Annotated in this window: 11 protein-coding genes; 4 read left to right on the top strand and 7 right to left on the bottom strand. The window is 34.5% G+C overall.

Features of this window, described 5'->3' with window-relative positions; all coding sequences use genetic code 11:
• Positions 1-209: 209 nt before the first annotated feature.
• The 6 genes from pheT to recG all read right to left on the bottom strand — a co-directional run bounded on the left by pheT (position 210) and on the right by recG (position 11,619).
• A complete protein-coding gene (gene pheT / locus BIW12_RS00785) occupies positions 210-2,630 on the bottom strand; it encodes a phenylalanine--tRNA ligase subunit beta (RefSeq protein ID WP_071183362.1) in 2,421 nt (806 codons plus the stop codon).
• A 123-nt stretch (positions 2,631-2,753) separates the two neighbouring features.
• Positions 2,754-3,617 (bottom strand): bestrophin family protein, encoded by an 864-nt coding sequence (locus tag BIW12_RS00780; RefSeq protein WP_071183361.1) that lies wholly within the window; start codon positions 3,615-3,617, stop codon positions 2,754-2,756.
• Between the two features lie 27 nt (positions 3,618-3,644).
• The gene (locus BIW12_RS00775; RefSeq protein ID WP_071183360.1) at positions 3,645-4,955 is read right to left on the bottom strand and encodes a TolC family protein; all 1,311 of its coding nucleotides are present in this window, start codon (positions 4,953-4,955) and stop codon (positions 3,645-3,647) included.
• Positions 4,956-5,002: 47 nt separating this feature from the next.
• Positions 5,003-8,098: an efflux RND transporter permease subunit gene (locus BIW12_RS00770; protein WP_071183359.1), complete on the bottom strand. Its 3,096-nt coding sequence runs from the start codon at positions 8,096-8,098 to the stop codon at positions 5,003-5,005.
• Between the two features lie 91 nt (positions 8,099-8,189).
• A complete protein-coding gene (locus BIW12_RS00765) occupies positions 8,190-9,251 on the bottom strand; it encodes an efflux RND transporter periplasmic adaptor subunit (protein WP_071183358.1) in 1,062 nt (353 codons plus the stop codon).
• Positions 9,252-9,507: 256 nt separating this feature from the next.
• Complete coding sequence (recG, locus tag BIW12_RS00760; protein ID WP_071183357.1) at positions 9,508-11,619, bottom strand: ATP-dependent DNA helicase RecG; 2,112 nt, start codon at positions 11,617-11,619, stop codon at positions 9,508-9,510.
• 246 nt (positions 11,620-11,865) lie between these two features.
• On the opposite strand from recG, the gene BIW12_RS00755 reads away from it, so the two are divergent.
• Together BIW12_RS00755 and BIW12_RS00750 are read left to right on the top strand one after the other, a co-directional pair.
• On the top strand, positions 11,866-12,471 hold the full coding sequence (locus tag BIW12_RS00755) for a transcriptional regulator (protein WP_071183356.1): 606 nt from the start codon (positions 11,866-11,868) through the stop codon (positions 12,469-12,471).
• Positions 12,465-13,175 (top strand): DUF3307 domain-containing protein, encoded by a 711-nt coding sequence (locus BIW12_RS00750; RefSeq protein ID WP_071183355.1) that lies wholly within the window; start codon positions 12,465-12,467, stop codon positions 13,173-13,175. Before BIW12_RS00755 ends, BIW12_RS00750 begins: the two co-directional genes overlap by 7 nt.
• A gap of 158 nt (positions 13,176-13,333) precedes the next feature.
• Here BIW12_RS00750 and BIW12_RS00745 read toward each other — a convergent pair whose 3' ends face one another.
• Positions 13,334-14,374 (bottom strand): agmatine deiminase family protein, encoded by a 1,041-nt coding sequence (locus BIW12_RS00745; protein WP_071183354.1) that lies wholly within the window; start codon positions 14,372-14,374, stop codon positions 13,334-13,336.
• A 303-nt stretch (positions 14,375-14,677) separates the two neighbouring features.
• Here BIW12_RS00745 and BIW12_RS00740 point away from each other — a divergent pair, with 303 nt between their 5' ends.
• Entirely contained in the window at positions 14,678-15,934 is a 1,257-nt protein-coding gene (locus BIW12_RS00740; RefSeq protein WP_071183353.1) for an OmpA family protein, read from the top strand.
• A 215-nt stretch (positions 15,935-16,149) separates the two neighbouring features.
• Positions 16,150-17,667 (top strand): choice-of-anchor I family protein, encoded by a 1,518-nt coding sequence (locus BIW12_RS00735; protein ID WP_071183352.1) that lies wholly within the window; start codon positions 16,150-16,152, stop codon positions 17,665-17,667.
• Positions 17,668-17,758: the final 91 nt, after the last annotated feature.

The following is a 17,758-nucleotide window of genomic DNA, read 5'->3' as shown; positions in this document are numbered from 1 at the left end:
ATATAAAATAGAAAAAGCTTAGTTAAACATATAGTTTGACTAAGCTTTTTTTTGTTTAGTGTGATTTTAGTGTGCTAATTGTAAGTGTTTTATAAGCTAAAAGAGACTTGTTTGGTTTTGGGCTGTTTCAGGACGGGACAACATTATATAAAAAAAAGCTAACTTAAATTTCTTAAGTTAGCTTTTTTCTATTGATGTTTTTTAGTCTTTTATCTCAAACTTGCTCCAAGTTCTGTTTCAAAATTCTTTTGCAATTTGCCCATGATTTTGTCAATTTGAGCATCGGTAAGTGTTTTTGAATCGTCTTGAAGAATGAAGCTTAAAGCGTAGGATTTTTTACCTTCAGGAAGGTTTTTACCTTCGTAAACATCAAAAAGGTTGATGTCTTTCAATAGGCTTTTCTCTGTTTGTCTGGCAATTGCGTAAATACTGTCGTAGTTTACATTTTCATCAATCAGTAAGGCTAAATCTCTTCTTACCTCAGGATATTTAGTGATTTCAGTATATTTAATTTTGTTAGGAATAGTTTTTAAAATAGCTTCCCAATTAAAATCAGCATAAAAAACCTCTTGTTTGATTCCGAAGTGTTTTAGGATTGATTTTTTTACTACACCAAATTCTACCAACGTATTTTGAGTTGTTCCAATGGCAATTCCTTCAGAGAAAACATCCGATTTTACAGGGCTGTTTTGTATTTTTTGAATTCCTAATCTCGAAAAAATTCCTTCTACATAACCTTTGAATAAAAAGAAATCAGAAGGTTTTTGTGGATTAGTCCAGTTTTCCTGGTTTCTGTTTCCGGTTAAAAACAAAGTAAGATGTTTGTGTTCTTCATAGCCGGAAAGGAATTTATGGTATGATTTTCCAAATTCAAACAATCTTAAATCGGCATTTTTACGGTTAATGTTGTAAGCAATAGCTTCTAATCCCGAGAATAATAAAGATTGACGCATAGTTGCCAAATCATTACTCAATGGATTTAACATCGTTACATTGTGTTCTTCTTTTAGCATTTCTGAAAGTTGAACATAAGCAGACGTAGTCAATGAATTAGCCATTATTTCGTGGAATCCTTGTGAATTCAATTGATTTCCAACGATATTTTGCAACTTATAATCTTCGTTCCTTGGCGCGTTAAAAACAGTAGCGTTTACTTTATTCGAAAAATCAATTTTATTGTAACCGTAAACTCTTAGGATTTCTTCAATAACATCAATTTCCCTTTGAACATCAACGCGGTAAGCAGGAATAGTCAAACCTAAACCGGCATCCGAAACACTATTTATTTTAATATCTAATGATGCTAATATTTTTTTGATAATGTCTTTTGGGATTTGTTGTCCAATAATTTTATTGACTTTATCAAAATTTACAAATACTGAGAAATCTTCCACTTTTTTAGTGTAGATATCGATAAGATCAGAAGTGATTTGACCTCCGGCAACTTCCTGGATTAACAAAGCCGCACGTTTTAAGGCATAAGCTGTAATACTAGGATCGATTCCTCTTTCAAATCTAAAAGAGGCATCGGTATTTAATTGATGTCTTTTGGCTGTTTTTCTAACGCTTACAGGATTAAAATAAGCACTTTCTAAGAAGATAGAAGTCGTATTATCAGTCACTCCCGATTTTTGACCACCAAAAACCCCTGCAATACACATTGGACCTTTTTCGTCACAAATCATCAAATCTTCTTCGTGTAAGGTTCTTTCAACATCGTCTAAAGTGGTGAATTTTGTTCCAGCTTCGACCGTTTTTACATGAATTTTTCCGTTGATTTTTGCTGCATCAAAAGCGTGTAAAGGTTGTCCTAAATCATGTAAAACATAATTGGTTACATCGACAATATTGTTTTTTGGATTGATCCCAATAGCTTTTAAACGATCTTGTAACCAGGCTGGTGAAGGTTTTACCGTAATACCCGAAATGGTAACTCCACAATAACGAGGTGCTAATGCAGGTGAATCAACCTTAACGTCAATCTTTAAAGTACGCATGTCTACTCTAAAATTACTTACAGATGGCGTAATTAATTCGACACTAACCCCGTTTTGTAATAATCCGGCTCTCAAATCTCTCGCTGTACCTAAATGACTCATGGCATCGGCGCGATTTGGCGTTAAGCCTATTTCGAAAACTTCGTCATTTTCTATTTTGAAAACTTTGGCTGCCGGAGTTCCAGGAACTAAGGCATCATCCAAAACCATAATTCCGTCATGACCAGTTCCAAGACCTAATTCGTCTTCGGCACAAATCATTCCGTGGCTTTCCTGTCCGCGGATTTTTCCTTTTTTTATGGTAAATGAACTTCCTTCTTTATCATATAATACAGTACCAATAGTGGCTACAGGTACTTTTTGTCCCGCTGCCACATTCGAAGCTCCACATACAACCTGTATTGGAGTACCATTTCCTATGTCAACAGTTGTAACTTTTAGTCTGTCGGCATCAGGATGTGGTACACAAGTAAGTACATGACCTACTACAATACCTTCTAATCCTCCTTTTACAGATTGATATTTTTCAACAACTTCTACCTCAAGACCTAAATCAGTCAGTAATGCTGCTGTTTGTTCTGAATTCCAATCGGTTTTAATGAATTGTTTTAACCAGTTGTATGATATTTTCATTTGTAAATTTTAATAAGGCTGCAAATATAAACATTGTCAACCGAGCTTCAAAGTTATTAAACCGAGTTTTTGTTATTTAAAATCAATGTATTTTCGAAATTTTAAAATTAATTTTCAGAAAATCTAAATGATTTCTTCTACATGTTTTTTAATGTTTTCTGCAATTTTTTTGGTAGGTAGATCATTAGCATCCGTTCCAAATGGATCTTCAATTTCTTCGGCAATTAATTCTAAACTTGCCAAGACATAAAATATAAAAACCACTACAGGAATAACATAATATCCCAAAATAAAAACATAAGCAAAAGGCAGGGTAAGTACATAAATAAAAATGAATTTTTTTATAAATGCACTGTAAGAGTAGGGAATGGGGGTGTTTTTAATTCGCTCACAAGCCCCACAGATATCGGTGAAAGATTGCAGTTCGTTATTGATAATGATTAACTGGTCGCCGGTAATTTTTTTGGTAACATATAAATCATTGACTTTTTGGAACAACATTTTAGCCAGTTGATTAGGTTTGTGTTTGTGATGGTCAATTTCTAAATCAACATCATCAAACAATTGTTTTGCGGTATCACTATCGTCTAAATGTTTCTGCAAAATAGAAGCATAGCCGGGAATTATTTTTCTAAAAAAACTACGGTCACTTTCGGTGGTTAAAATTGCCGATAGTTTTAAGGCTAAATTTCGACTACTATTTACCAGAGCCCCCCACATTTTTCGTCCTTCCCACCAGCGGTCATAAGCTGTATTGGTTCGATAAGCCAGCAATAATGAAATGACAAAACCTAGCATACTGTGCATCACAGAAATGTTTTTTACATAACTGTTTTCGGGTAAATGCCAATATACGAGTTCTAAATAGCCAATAATTCCAGAGTATATTCCGATAAGGATCATTATTGGGAATAATTTTCGAATGGTATCTGCCTTACTGATAAAAAAGATAAAACGAATCCAATCTTTTGGGTTGTATGAAGTCATTGATGTATTTTTTTTGACAAAAATAAATTAAAAACTCATATTTCCGGCTAATTCTTTTAGTGCAATTTCGGATAATTTGGCTTGAAATTGTGCATTAGTATAACGCACAGTAGCATTTACAAAATTTAATTGAGCGGTTCTGAATTCTAATGTGGTTATGGTGCCAATATGAAATTTATCCAGTGTAATTGCCAGATTTTGCTTGGCAATTGCTTGATTGGTTTCTTCTAATTTAATAAGTTCTAAATTGGTTAAATAGGTTTGGTAGGCAGTTGCTAATTGGGTTTCCAAATTTAGGTTTTGTTGTTCAATTTGTAATTTGGCATTTTCAATTGCCAGATTGGCTATTTTTTCATTACGATGTTGGGCAAAACCATCAAACAAATTTAAGGAAGCGCTTAACCCATAATTAAATCCTCTTGAAGAAGACTGAGTGACAAAACCTAAACTGGATTCGGTTTCACTAAAGTTGTAAGCTGTATTGACTCTTATTGTAGGATATCGGGTAGCTTTTACTTGCTTTAATTGTAATTCGGCTACTCTTTTGTTGATAATTTGTGCCTGCAATTGCGGATTTTGTTTTTGTGCCAAATTACTTAATTCATCCAGTTTTAAATGAGCATCCACATTAAAAATAGTGCTTACCTGAAAATCTATTTTAGTATCTCTGGCTAGTATTTGATTCAAAAGAATTTTAGTATTGGCAAATAATTCTTTTTGTTTTAACAGCGTTACTTTGTCGGTATTCAAATCAACCTGAGCGTTTAAGACCTCTAGTTTTGAAGCCTTACCTATGCTAAATCGGTTTTGTGCTAAAGTTAATCGTTGATTAGAAATAACCAGTGTTGAGTCTAATGCAGCTAATTGCTGTTGTTGTTGTACTAAATCAAAATAAGTGGCATAAACATCGGCAATTTTAGTTAAAATGCTTAGTTTTAATTGCGATTCTCCGAGTTTTTGAAGTTCCTGAAATTGCTCTCTTTTGGCAAACATACTCATACCGTCAAAAATAGTCCAGCCTAGACTTACACCATAATTCAGACTGTTATTTTTAGCATTGTTTAAACTATTTTCTGTTCCGTCAAGACGAATTTGGGACAGGTTTTGAATGTTGTTGTTGTCAACTACATTTGCGGTTAGAGTAGGAAGCATTCCTGCATTTCCAATAGTATTATTGGTTTGGTTTACTTTCAAATTGTTAGCCGCAATTTTAATGTCGTAATTGTTTTCTAATGCTGTTTTTAGAGCATCTTCAATAGTTAATACTCCCTGAGCATTTGTTTTTACAATGCAAATCAAGAATAAAATGAGACTACGGATTACTATTTTTGTATTCATATTATGTTTTCCTTTTGCCACAATTTCAGGATTTTGTGACCAATAAATTATTTACTAGCTTTTTCGTATTCGTCAATACGGTCAAATTCAGGATAATGTTTCTTAGCTCGGGACCACATATAATAAAGTGCCGGAATAATAAATAAGGTCAATATTAGTGAAAATATAGTTCCTCCTACAATAACTACTCCCATCCCAATTCTACTGGTAGAAGCTGCTCCAAGCGACATTGCGATAGGCAAAGCTCCCAGCGCAATGGCTAAACTCGTCATTAAAATAGGTCTTAAACGAGCTTCCGAAGCTTCCATAATGGCCTCGTATTTGGATTTTCCCTGTTCCCGCAATTGATTAGCAAATTCGACAATTAAAATTCCGTTTTTAGTTACTAAACCAATGAGCATTACTGTTCCAATTTGGCTAAAAATATTCCAGGTCTGGTCAAATAACCATAATGAAAATAAGGCTCCGGCTACCGCCATTGGTACAGTAAGAATAATAATTAACGGATCTACAAAACTCTCAAATTGAGCTGCTAAAATCAAGAAGATTAATAATAAAGCCAGTCCGAAAGCGAAAGATGTATTGGAACTACTTTCGACAAAATCTCTGGATTCTCCTCCTAAATCGGTGGTGAAACTATCATCAAGAACTTTTGCTTTTATTTCGTTCATAGCATCAATTCCGTCGCTGATGCTTTTGCCGGGAGCCAAACCGGCTGAAATTGTTGCCGACATATAGCGGTTATTGTGATACAATTGTGGAGGGTTACTTTGTTCTTCAACACTTACCACATTGTCCATCTGAATCAATTCGCCTTTGTTGTTTTTAACAAATATCGAAGTTAAATCAAGCGGTTTTGAGCGGTCTTTTTGGTCAAATTGACCAATAACCTGATATTGTTTGCCGTTTTTAATAAAATAACCAAAACGCTGTCCGCTTAAGGATAGTTGTAAGGTTTGGGCAATATCAAGTATCGAAATGCCTAAACTTTCGGCTTTGTCGCGGTCGATAGTTACATTGATTTCGGGTTTATTGAATTTTAAATTGACATCAGTAATCGAAAAAACATCACTTTTGCCCACTTCTTCCATGAAAACGGGAATTTTTTCACGCAATTTTTCAAATGTTGGAGCCTGAATAATATATTGAATTGGCAAACCACCACGTCGGTTTACGGCAATTGTAGGCTGTTGGATAACCGATGTTTTAGCGTTTGGATATTGTTTAGTCCATTTGGATAATTTATCGGCAATATCTTTTTGCGAAGCTTCTCTTTCGGTAACATCTTTCAAGGTGAGTCTGACAAAGCCACTATTAATAGAAGCCGAACTAAATCCGGGAGATGATATCACTAAGCTTACTTTTTTTTCAGGAATGGAATCATCTACTAATTTTGAAATTTCCTGCATAAAACGATCGGTATATTCGTATGTAGAACCTTCAGGTGTGGTCATACGCATGGTAATCGAACTTCGGTCGTCATAAGGCGCTGTTTCTTTAGGCAACAAAGTGTAGAATAAATAAATAATTCCAAAACAAGCAATCAAAATTGGAAAACTAATCCATTTTTTATCCATAAAGGCCTTTAACGAATTAGCATAACCGCTATTTAATTTTTCGAAAAAAGGTTCGGTTCTAACATAAAAATCGGATTTTTTCTGTTCGCCTCCTTTCATCAAATAAGCATTTAGCATAGGGGTTAAAGTCAAGGCTACAAATGCCGAAATGAGTACTGCTGCACCAATGACAACCCCAAATTCCCTGAACAGTCTCCCAACAAAACCTTCTAAGAAGATAACAGGTAAAAATACCGCTGCTAAAGTTACCGAAATCGAAATTACGGCATAGAAAATTTCGTTAGAACCTTTTATAGCTGCTTCAATCGGCGACATACCTTCTTCGACTTTCTTAAAGATATTTTCGGTAACTACAATTCCGTCGTCAACTACAAGTCCGGTTGCTAAAACAATTGCTAAAAGCGTTAGGACATTTATTGAAAAACCAAAAAGCCACATAATAAAAAAGGTAGCAATCAACGAAACTGGAATATCAATCAAAGGTCGGAAAGCAATGGCCCAATCTCTAAAAAACAAGTAGATAATAATGATTACCAGAATGATAGAAATTCCTAAAGTTTCGGCAACTTCCAGCACTGATTTTTTTACAAAAGCAGTGTTATCCAGTGCAATATTGAGTTTGATGTCTTCGGGTAAATCTTTTTTTAAGGCTTCATATTTTTTATAAAACTCTGTTGAAATATCTAAATAGTTGGCTCCCGGCATAGGCACAATAGCCATACCAATCATTGGAAGTCCTGATGATGTTAGTTGTGTTTCGATGTTTTCGGCTCCCAGACTGGCTGTTCCTATATCACTAAAACGAACAATTTTGTCTCCTTCGGTTTTAATAATGATGTTGTTGAATTCTTCGGCACTGGATAAGTTTCCAATGGTTTTTACGGCTAATTCGGTATTGCTTCCGGTTAGTTTTCCTGATGGTAATTCTACATTTTGTGCATTTAAGGCATCGCGAACTTCGGCAACAGTACAGCCATAAGCGGCTAATTTTACGGGATCAATCCACAAACGCATGGCATAGCGTTTTTGTCCCCAAATTTGAACGCCGCTAACTCCCGGGATGGTTTCTAATCGTTGCGAAATGACATTTTCGGCATAATCGCTCAATTCTAATGAGTTTCTGCGGTCACTTTGAAGGGTCATCGAAATAATGGACTCACTATCAGCATCTGCTTTAGAAACTACTGGTGGAGCATCAATGTCTTTGGGTAAATTTCGAACAGCCTGAGATACTTTGTCACGCACGTCATTGGCAGCACTTTCAAGGTCTTTGTCCAAATTAAATTCGATGGTAATAATACTGCTTCCCTGATTACTGGACGAAGTAATGTTTCGGATACCATCGATGGAATTGACCGCTTTTTCGAGTGGTTCGGTAATTTGGGATTCAATAATATCCGAATTGGCTCCTGTATAATTCGTGCGAATAGAAACCTGTGCAGGATCAATCGAAGGGAATTCGCGAACTCCCAAAAAACTGTATCCTATTAAACCAAATAATATGATTAAAAGGTTCAAAACTATTGTCAAAACAGGTCTTCTTATGCTTGTGGTGGATAAACTCATGTGAGATTGTAGATTTATGATTTTAGAATTATGATTTATGATTTTAGAGTTTAGATATATAAATCATAACCCCAACACATAAATGAAATTTCTATTTTCTTACTTTTACTTTTATTGGAGCCTCATCTTTTAATGACATTACACCGCTGGTTATTAAAGTATCTCCTGCATTTAATCCTGAAAGTATTAAAATTGAAGAATCGGTCCTGGTAGTAGCTTCAACCATGACTTCTTTGGCTTTGCCCATATTTGAAATAAAAACTTTTTTACCATTCTGTACCGGTACAATAGCTTCTGTTGGGATAACAATAGCATCCTTAATGGTGCTTAATGGTAAATTTACATCAGCAAAAGTTCCAGGGAATAGTTTCCCATCAGTATTATCAGCAATAGCACGAATTTTCAACGTTCGAGTTGTAATCTCTACTTCGGGTTCAATAGCGTATATTTTTGCGGTATATTTATTTGTAGAACCTGAAACATTAATATCGATTACAGCACCCATTTTTACTTGTGCCGCATATTTTTCAGGAATCGAAAAACTGATTTTTACTTTTTCGACATTGACTAATTTGGCAACTAAAACGGTAGGAGTGATGTAAGTTCCCGGTGAAATGGAACGCAATCCGATTTTTCCCGAAAATGGTGCTCTTACTGCAGTTTTAGCAATTTGAGCCTTGATTAATTGACTTTGTGCTTTAGCCGAAGCATATTCTGCTCGGGCAATATCGTATTCTTCCTGACTTATTGCTTCTTTTTGTAGCAAAAGCTTAGCTCTTCTTTCATTTTCGGCTGCCAGTTTTTCTTTAGTAGTTGTTTGACTTAATTGCGCTCTTAGTTCAGAATCATTAACTTTAAAAAGCAGTTGTCCTTTACTGATATTACTCCCTTCTTTGAAGTTAATACTTTCTACAATTCCTGAAACTTCTGAGCGAATTTCTACTTGTTCATTGGCTTCAATAGAACCTGATAACGAAAGATTGTTCTCAAAAGTTTGTGGTTTTACTACAATTCCATTTACTGCAATTGGACTTTTTTTATCTGATTTGTCTTTACCGTTTTCAGAGTCGCTTTTGTTTTCGATGACCCTATAAGTAATGAAGGAACCTAATCCGATGATTAATAAAGCGTAAACTATGTTTTTAATTTTCATAAAAGTAGATTTTGTGGTAAAAAAGACTTTCTTAATGGGAATCTTTAGACTTTGCAAGTTAAAAGTAAATTTGATATTTGTAGGTACAACAATTTTATTTTAAACAAAATTTAACAAGTAGAAAGTGTGTTTTTTAATTGTCGCATCTTAATATGACATTTGTTTTAAAGAAAGGTTTATTTCCTTTTTTTAAAATTACTAAAAAAAAGTGCTGTTGTTTTGTATTATTGCTGTTAAGTTGTATTCTATCAGTTTTTTAACTAATATAATTCCAGATATTTTTTTTCTTAGTCAATTCCATATAGACTGCTCTCAAAACAGCATGTTCCGGTTTTTGTAAAGGTGCGTCGTCTGATAGAATTTTTATAGCATGTGCTCTGGCGAGCGATAATATTTCTCTGTCTTTAACAATGTCGGCAATTTGAAGGTTGAGTACGCCACTTTGTTGGGTTCCCATAAGGTTTCCTGGCCCACGAAGTTTTAAATCGACTTCGGCAATTTCAAAACCATCATTAGTGCGAACCATAGTTTCCATTCGGGTTTTGCTGTCGGAACTCAGTTTATGATCTGTAATTAGGATGCAATAACTTTGTTCTGCACCACGTCCTACGCGACCCCGCAATTGGTGCAGTTGCGAAAGTCCAAAACGTTCGGCACTTTCAATAATCATAACCGAAGCATTAGGAACATTTACGCCCACTTCAATTACAGTTGTAGCCACCATAATATTGGTTTTTCCTTCGGCAAAGCGTTTCATTTCGGCATCTTTATCCGCTGGTTTCATTTTGCCATGAACAATAGAAATAGCATAAGTTGGTAGTGGAAAATCTCTGGAAATACTTTCGTAACCGTCCATTAAATCTTTGTAATCCATTTTTTCCGATTCCTGAATCAATGGATACACAATATAGATTTGGCGGCCTAAAGCAATTTCGTCTCTGATAAATTTCCAAATTTTCAAGCGGTTGCTGTCATAACGATGCACGGTTTGAATGGGTTTTCGACCCGGAGGCAATTCGTCAATAACCGAAATATCTAAATCGCCATACAAACTCATCGCTAAAGTTCGCGGAATAGGAGTGGCGGTCATTACCAAAATATGTGGCGGAATATCGTTTTTTTTCCACAATCGGGAACGTTGTTCTACTCCAAAACGGTGTTGTTCGTCAATAATGGCTAAGCCCAAACTATGGAATTTTACTTTGTCCTCCAGCAGAGCGTGTGTGCCAATAAGGATTTGTAAACTACCATTTTCCAGTTCTTCATGAATGATTTTTCTATCTGAAGTTTTAGTTGAACCAGTAAGTATTTTTATATTTAAATTTAGTTTTTTAGCTAACTCAGAAAGTCCGATAAAATGTTGATTGGCTAAGATTTCTGTTGGTGCCATTAGGCAAGCCTGAAAACCGTTATCCATCGCCAGCAACATACTCATAAAAGCCACAATGGTTTTTCCCGAACCTACATCACCTTGTAATAAACGATTCATCTGGGCATTGGTTCCCATATCGGTTCGGATTTCTTTAATCACTCTTTTTTGAGCGTTAGTCAGTTCAAAAGGCAGATGATTTTGGTAAAATTCGTTGAAAAATTCGCCTACTTTGGTAAATGAATGTCCTTTTATTTTGTGTTTTTGAATCAGGTTTTTCATAATCAGTTGGATTTGGATGAAAAACAATTCTTCAAATTTTAATCGAAATTGAGCTTTCGCCAAGGCATCGGCACTTTTAGGAAAATGGATATTAAATAAGGCGGCATTCTTCGGAATTAACTTCAACTCTTGCGTTAAGTAATCAGGCAGGGTTTCTGTAAACAAGGCTTGTGTTTCCAAAAACAATTGTTGCATCATTTTGTTGATTACCCGGTTTGAAATCCCCCGATTAGTCAGGGTTTCGGTCGAAGGATAAACGGGTTGCATCGCCGAACGCAAACTTTTTTCGTGTTCGCTCCACAATTCGATTTCGGGATGCGCCATGTTGTACATGCCGTTAAACGAAGTACATTTTCCAAAAATCACTATGATTTGATTTAATTTCAAGGATTCTCTAATCCATTTGTGCCCTTGAAACCATACTAATTCCATCTGACCGGTGTCATCGATAAAAGTCGCCACGAGACGTTTTCTGCCTTTGGCAAATTCTACGGTTTTTATATTGATAATCTTCCCGATGATTTGTACTTCGGCTACATTGTTTTGTAATTCGTTAATTTTGTAATAACGGGTTCGGTCGATGTAGCGGTTGGGGTAAAAATTGAGTAAATCTGCATATTTATGAATCCCCAATTCCTTTCGAAGCAATTCGCCCCGACTAGGACCAACGCCTTTTAAGTATTCGATAGGAGTGAGCAGGAGATTGTTAGAGGACATGAATTGATTTTAGATTTTAGATTGCTGATTTTAGATTTTAGATTTCTTAGAAATCTTCAATTCGTCAAAGTCGCATCTTTCAATTTTAAGACGAAGATAGTTTATAATTGGGAATTCTGAAAATGCAAATTTTGGTTTTATTATCGCTTTATTTGATGATAATTTTAATTATCGTGTTATTTGATGATAATTTAAAATATCGTTTTATTTGGCGATAATTTTGTATCTTGCATCAAATTTTAAAATATGAAAGCAGTAATTACAGGGGATATTATGCACTCCAGAAAAGTCCTTTCGTCAGTATGGCTGACCGATTTGAAGGCTGTTTTGAAGAATTATGGCAATGAACCTAAAGATTGGGAAATTTATCGAGGAGATAGTTTTCAGTTGCTTGTACCCGCCGAAGATGCCCTCGAAATAGCATTATTGATTAAAGCTACAATCAAACAACACAAAGAGCTTGATGTTCGAATGGCAATAGGTGTGGGTAATGTTGATTATAGTGCTGATAAGATAACCGAATCGAATGGTACTGCTTTTATCAATTCAGGGGAATGTTTTGAAGGTTTGAAAAAAGAAACATTAGGAATACAAACGCCTTGGATAGAATTTAATTCAATTTTTGAAGTTATTCTTTCTTTTATGCTGATGATTGTTGATAACTGGACAAGTACATCTGCGGAGGTTATTAAAAAAGCATTTGAAAATCCTGAAATAAATCAAAATCAATTGGCTACGGTGCTGAATAAAAAAAGCCAAAGTTCGATAAGTGCTTCGTTAAAAAGAGCAGCTCATGAAGAATTGAAAAATATGATTGCATTTTATAAACAAGAAATCAAAAAACAATGGTAGCATTATTTTTAAGTTTGCTTTTGGCTCATTTGTTAGGTGATTTTTTGTTGCAGCCAACTGTCTGGGTAAAAGACAAGAAGAAGAAAAAAATCAAATCGAAGTATTTGTATTTTCATGTAGGATTACATTTTATATTATTGTTGATTACAACTCAGTTTAACAGCAATTATTTATTAGGAGTTGCTTTTGTGACTTTGAGTCACCTTGGAATTGATTGTGCCAAATTGTATTTCGAAAAAAAGAAAACGGAAAAACTTTGGTTTTTTGTCGATCAGCTGTTGCATTTGGTGGTGATTGCAGTAGTAGTAGTTTATTATTTTCCAGTTGAAATTTCTATAACAAGTTTGTACTCACAGCAAAATTTAGCTTTGATTACGGCCTTAGTTTCGGTAACTTATGTGAGTGCGATTGTTTTAAAAGTACTGTTGTCTAAATGGAGTGACCAACTTATTAAAACCGATGATACCAATAATGCAGGGAAATACATTGGAATTCTGGAACGACTTTTTATTTTCTTTTTTGTGGTGATGAATTTTTGGGAAGGAATCGGTTTTTTATTGGCTGCGAAATCTATTTTCAGGTTTGGTGATTTAAAAGAATCCAAAGATGTTCGTTTGACCGAATATATTTTGATAGGAACTTTGTTGAGTTTTGGATTCGGAATTTTATTTGCGATGCTTTATAAGGGACTTTTACAGATATAGTAAATTTTACCGCAAAGTTACGCTAAGATTTATAGAAGTTTTGCAAAGTTTTTTTTGATCTGTGAAAATCTGCGTGCTTATGTATTTTCACGCAGATTTAGCAGATTCTGACAAATTGTAAATATTGATTAGATTAAAATTTGTGGGCTAAAATAAAATTATTCTGGAATTTGTTGACTTAGACAATGTAAGGTTCCGAATCCCCAAATTAAATCAATTGCGCTTATGCCTATGATTTCTCTGTCCGGGAAACATTCCGCCAGAATATTTAAAGCCTTTCTATCATTTGGGTCATTAAAAGTTGGTACTAAAACACAATTGTTTAAAATTAAGAAATTAGCATAACTAGCCGGTAATCTTAAGTCTTCGAAATCCAGGCGTTTTGGCATGGGTAGAGCTACAATAACAGGTGGTTTTCCGTTTTCCAACTTGGTATTTTGTAAACGCTTCAAATTGTCCTGTAAAGGTTTGTAGTTAGGATCATTAGGATCAGTTTCTACGATGGTTACAATGGTGTCTTCGTTTACAAATCGAGCTAAATCGTCAATATGTCCATGAGTGTCGTCTCCTGCAATTCCATCGCCTAACCAAATTACATTAGTGACACCCAAGTATTCTTTAAAAACAGCTTCGTAATCTTGTTTAGTAAAACCGGCGTTACGCACCTGGATACTCGGGTGCATCAGGCATTCTTCCGAAGTTAATAGCGTTCCACGACCGTTTACATCAATGGCACCACCTTCTACAATTACTGGTTTTCCTTTATAGGTTACTTGTGTTAATGGTATTTTTAAGAAATCTGAAACAGTAGCAGGAACATGCTTGTCCAGTTGGAAGTTTTTGTATTTTGCCCAGCCGTTGAAGTTAAAGTTTAATCCCTCTCTTTTTCCGTTATTATACACTATGATAGGACCTGAATCACGCATCCAGCTTCTATTTGTTTTTTGGATGATAAATGAAACTTGTTCCAGATTTACTCTTGCTCTATCGAGCATATCGGTTACTTTGGCTTTTAGTTTTTCATCAATAACAACCAAAAACACTTTTTCATAAGTAGCCACTTTTTTGATGAATTCTACAAATGCCCATTGGATAGCTTCGTATTTTCCAGGCCAATCATTTCCATTGTGCGGAAAACAAAGTAAAATTCCCTCTTGTTTTTCCCATTCGGCGGGAAATCTTCTGTTTGTAGTTGTCATAAAAAAGCTAAAATTTAATGACCGCAAATATAAACATTCAATGGGAATTTAAAATGATGAGGCTAATTTAGCTTACAAAATAAAAAAATAACATTATTTTAAGAAATTGTAAGCTTATGTTGTTTTGGGTTTTAACTTTTTGGTAGTCAGATTGGTGCTACTTTTTTATGTATCCAATTAGGTCAAGAGATGAAGAAGAATCCAGAAAATATTGGGATTATATAACTTTAAAATAACAACTATAAGAATAATATGATTTATATTTGTGCTAAATTTTAAAAACAGAATATAAATTAAATAATCATGAAAAAGAAAATTGCAACCTTATCCTTATTCGTACTTTCATTTGCTGCTAGTGCACAAAATATGGGAACAGCTTCTACTGAAAAAACTGTTGATGTAAGTGCCTATAACAAATGGTCTATCGAATTAAATGGTGGTATTAATAAAACAACTGGTGCAATGACAGCAGGTTTTTATACAGATACACCTAATTTATTTCATGCAGATTTAGGAGTAAGGTATATGTTTAACCCAAAATTTGGTTTGAAGTTAGATTTTGGATACGATAAATTAAAAGAAGGAAAAGAGTCTTTTGCTTTTGATTCTAATTATTTCAGAACTGATTTACAAGGGGTAATCAATTTAGGAAGAGTTTTGAATTTTGAAACATGGACTAATAGAATAGGATTATTAGGGCATGGAGGTTTTGGAGTTTCAATGCTTACATCAGATGGATTTAATGGTGAAGATTATATGGCAAATGGAATTGCGGGATTAACTACTCAAGTTCGTTTATCTAATTCAGTTGCTTTAACAGCAGATTTCACAGGAATTATCAATGGTAATCAAACGTATAATTTTGACGGGATGTCACAAACAACCGCAAAAGCATTTAACGGAAGTATTTTTAACGCATCGTTAGGTCTTACTTTTTACTTAGGTAAAAATAAAAGACATGCTGACTGGATTGGTGAAGCTGACAGATTTGATGCTTTAGAAAATAGAGTATCTTTAATCGAAACAGCTCTTATTGATTCTGATAAAGACGGTGTAGCTGATTTATATGATTTGGAACCAAATTCTATTGCAGGTGTAGCTGTTAATACAAAAGGACAATCTATTGATAATAATAAAAATGGAGTTCCGGATGAAATGGAAAGTTATTTAGATGGCAGATACGCACAAAAGAATAGTAATCTTACTAACAGTACTGTTGAAGAATTAATTAATGGAGGATACGTAAATGTATATTTTGATTTTAATTCAGCTAAACCAACAAACGCTTCATTATCAGGAGTTGACTTTTTAGTTAAATATTTGAAAAATAACCCATCTAAAAGAGCGGATATCATAGGATATGCAGATGAGGTAGGTAATACAAGTTATAACCAACAATTATCTCAAAAAAGAGCTGAAGCGGTTAAAAATATTGTAACTAATGCTGGAATTGACGCTTCAAGATTAACTGTGAAAGGGAATGGAGAAGATACATCAGTGAATAAAAATTCTGCTGAAGCACGTCAAATCGTAAGAAGAGTTACTTTTAAAGTGAATTAATTTTTACAACTAAATAATAAAAAGGCTGTTTTGACTGTAAAGTTGAAACAGCCTTTTTTTTGCACCTTATTTTTTCATTAGTTTCTGATATCTTAACATTAAAGCAGGTTTTAGCTGCTGTTTTTCCTGTTTAAATTAAAGATTTCATAATGATGGCTTAATTCAAAAGCTTTGTTCGAAATATATTTTTGCTCCAAACAAATAAATTATAAAACATGAAAAATTTTGGAATTTCATTATTGGCTACTCTTTTTATTTTCTGTAGTTGCGAAAATGATAAAGCTGACAACAACAAGGAAATTGAAGTTAACGAAGATGTGGCAAGTTTTAAAGAAGTAGGTTCATTAAAAATAGGTGGTGAAGCAGCGGCTGAAATTAGTGCTTATGACGAAACAACTAAAAGACTTTTTACAGTAAACAACAGCGCAACGAATCAAATTGACATTATAGATTTATCGGATGCTACGAGTCCTAAAAAAATTGCATCGATTTATTTGTCTGATTACAACGGAGCTTCTAATAGTGTGGCTGTTTACGGTGGTAAGCTGGCTGTAGCCTTAGAATCGACAACTAATAAGCAAGCAAATGGAAAAGTTCTGGTCTTTAATACTTCTGATTATACTTTAATTAAAGAAATTACTGTGGGAGCGTTGCCTGATATGGTTACTTTTTCGCCTGACGGGAAATATATTATGACTGCTAACGAAGGTGAACCTAATGCTGATTATTCGGTAGATCCTGATGGGACAATTTCGATTATTGATGTTACTAATAATTATGCGGTAACAACTTTAAATTTTGCTGCTTTCGAAAGTCAGTTAGCTACTTTGAAAACCAAAGGATTTAGAGTTTCGAAAACAACTAAAAGTTTTGCTGCCGATATTGAGCCGGAATACATTACGATTTCAGATGATTCTAAAACGGCTTGGGTTACATTACAAGAAAATAACGGAGTGGCTAAAGTTGATTTGGCAAGCAAAACGATAAGTTCTGTTTTTGGATTAGGTTACAAAGATTTCAACACTGTCGAAAACGGAATTGATGTTAGTGATAAAGATTTAGCTGTTGCATTTACACCATGGAAACTAAAAGGATTGTTCATGCCTGATGCTGTTGCAAGTTACATAGTAAATGGAACGCCATATTTTATTACTGCCAACGAAGGTGATGCCAGAGAATATAATGGTTATTCGGATGTTGCCAGATTAAAATCATTGACTTTAGATCCAACTGTTTTTCCTGATGCAGCCACTTTGAAAACCGATGCTAAAATGGGACGTTTGAATTTAGTTTCCACAGAAGGTGATACAGATAATGATGGAGATTTAGACGAGTTAATTAGTTTTGGAGCACGTTCATTTACTATTTGGAACGGAAATTTCGGAAGTTTGGTTTTTGATAGTAAAAATGATTTGGATAAACGTTCAAATGATTTTGGTACTTATGATGACGCTCGTAGTGATGATAAAGGTTCAGAACCTGAAGCTGTGGTAGTAGCCAAAATGGGAAACAAAAATATTTTGTTTGTAGGTTTGGAAAGAACCGATACGGTAATGGTGTATGATATTACTAATCCATCGGCACCACAATATTTACAAAGTATAAAAACAGGTGATGCTCCAGAAGGTTTGCTGTTTATTCCTGCTTCTAAAAGTCCAAACAAAAGAAGTTTGTTAGTGGTAAGTAGTGAAGGTGATGGAGCAGTTAAGTTTTTTCAACCTGATTTGAATTAAAGAAAGTTGCTAAGAGTCTGAGATGCTAAGTTGCTAAGATTATATTTGGCTTTAGTTTAAACTTAGAGCCTTAGTATCTTAGCTTCGTAAA

It is taken from the genome of Flavobacterium commune (assembly GCF_001857965.1).
Taxonomy (GTDB): domain Bacteria; phylum Bacteroidota; class Bacteroidia; order Flavobacteriales; family Flavobacteriaceae; genus Flavobacterium; species Flavobacterium commune.
This window is presented reverse-complemented; position numbering and strand designations above follow the sequence as displayed.

Bases quoted from the DNA above. Each gene is read 5' to 3' on its own strand.
- pheT (WP_071183362.1), bottom strand. From the start codon at position 2,630: ATGAAAATATCATACAACTGGTTAAAACAATTCATTAAAACCGATTGG.
- BIW12_RS00780 (WP_071183361.1), bottom strand. From the start codon at position 3,617: ATGACTTCATACAACCCAAAAGATTGGATTCGTTTTATCTTTTTTATC.
- BIW12_RS00775 (WP_071183360.1), bottom strand. From the start codon at position 4,955: ATGAATACAAAAATAGTAATCCGTAGTCTCATTTTATTCTTGATTTGC.
- BIW12_RS00770 (WP_071183359.1), bottom strand. From the start codon at position 8,098: ATGAGTTTATCCACCACAAGCATAAGAAGACCTGTTTTGACAATAGTT.
- BIW12_RS00765 (WP_071183358.1), bottom strand. From the start codon at position 9,251: ATGAAAATTAAAAACATAGTTTACGCTTTATTAATCATCGGATTAGGT.
- recG (WP_071183357.1), bottom strand. From the start codon at position 11,619: ATGTCCTCTAACAATCTCCTGCTCACTCCTATCGAATACTTAAAAGGC.
- BIW12_RS00755 (WP_071183356.1), top strand. From the start codon at position 11,866: ATGAAAGCAGTAATTACAGGGGATATTATGCACTCCAGAAAAGTCCTT.
- BIW12_RS00750 (WP_071183355.1), top strand. From the start codon at position 12,465: ATGGTAGCATTATTTTTAAGTTTGCTTTTGGCTCATTTGTTAGGTGAT.
- BIW12_RS00745 (WP_071183354.1), bottom strand. From the start codon at position 14,374: ATGACAACTACAAACAGAAGATTTCCCGCCGAATGGGAAAAACAAGAG.
- BIW12_RS00740 (WP_071183353.1), top strand. From the start codon at position 14,678: ATGAAAAAGAAAATTGCAACCTTATCCTTATTCGTACTTTCATTTGCT.
- BIW12_RS00735 (WP_071183352.1), top strand. From the start codon at position 16,150: ATGAAAAATTTTGGAATTTCATTATTGGCTACTCTTTTTATTTTCTGT.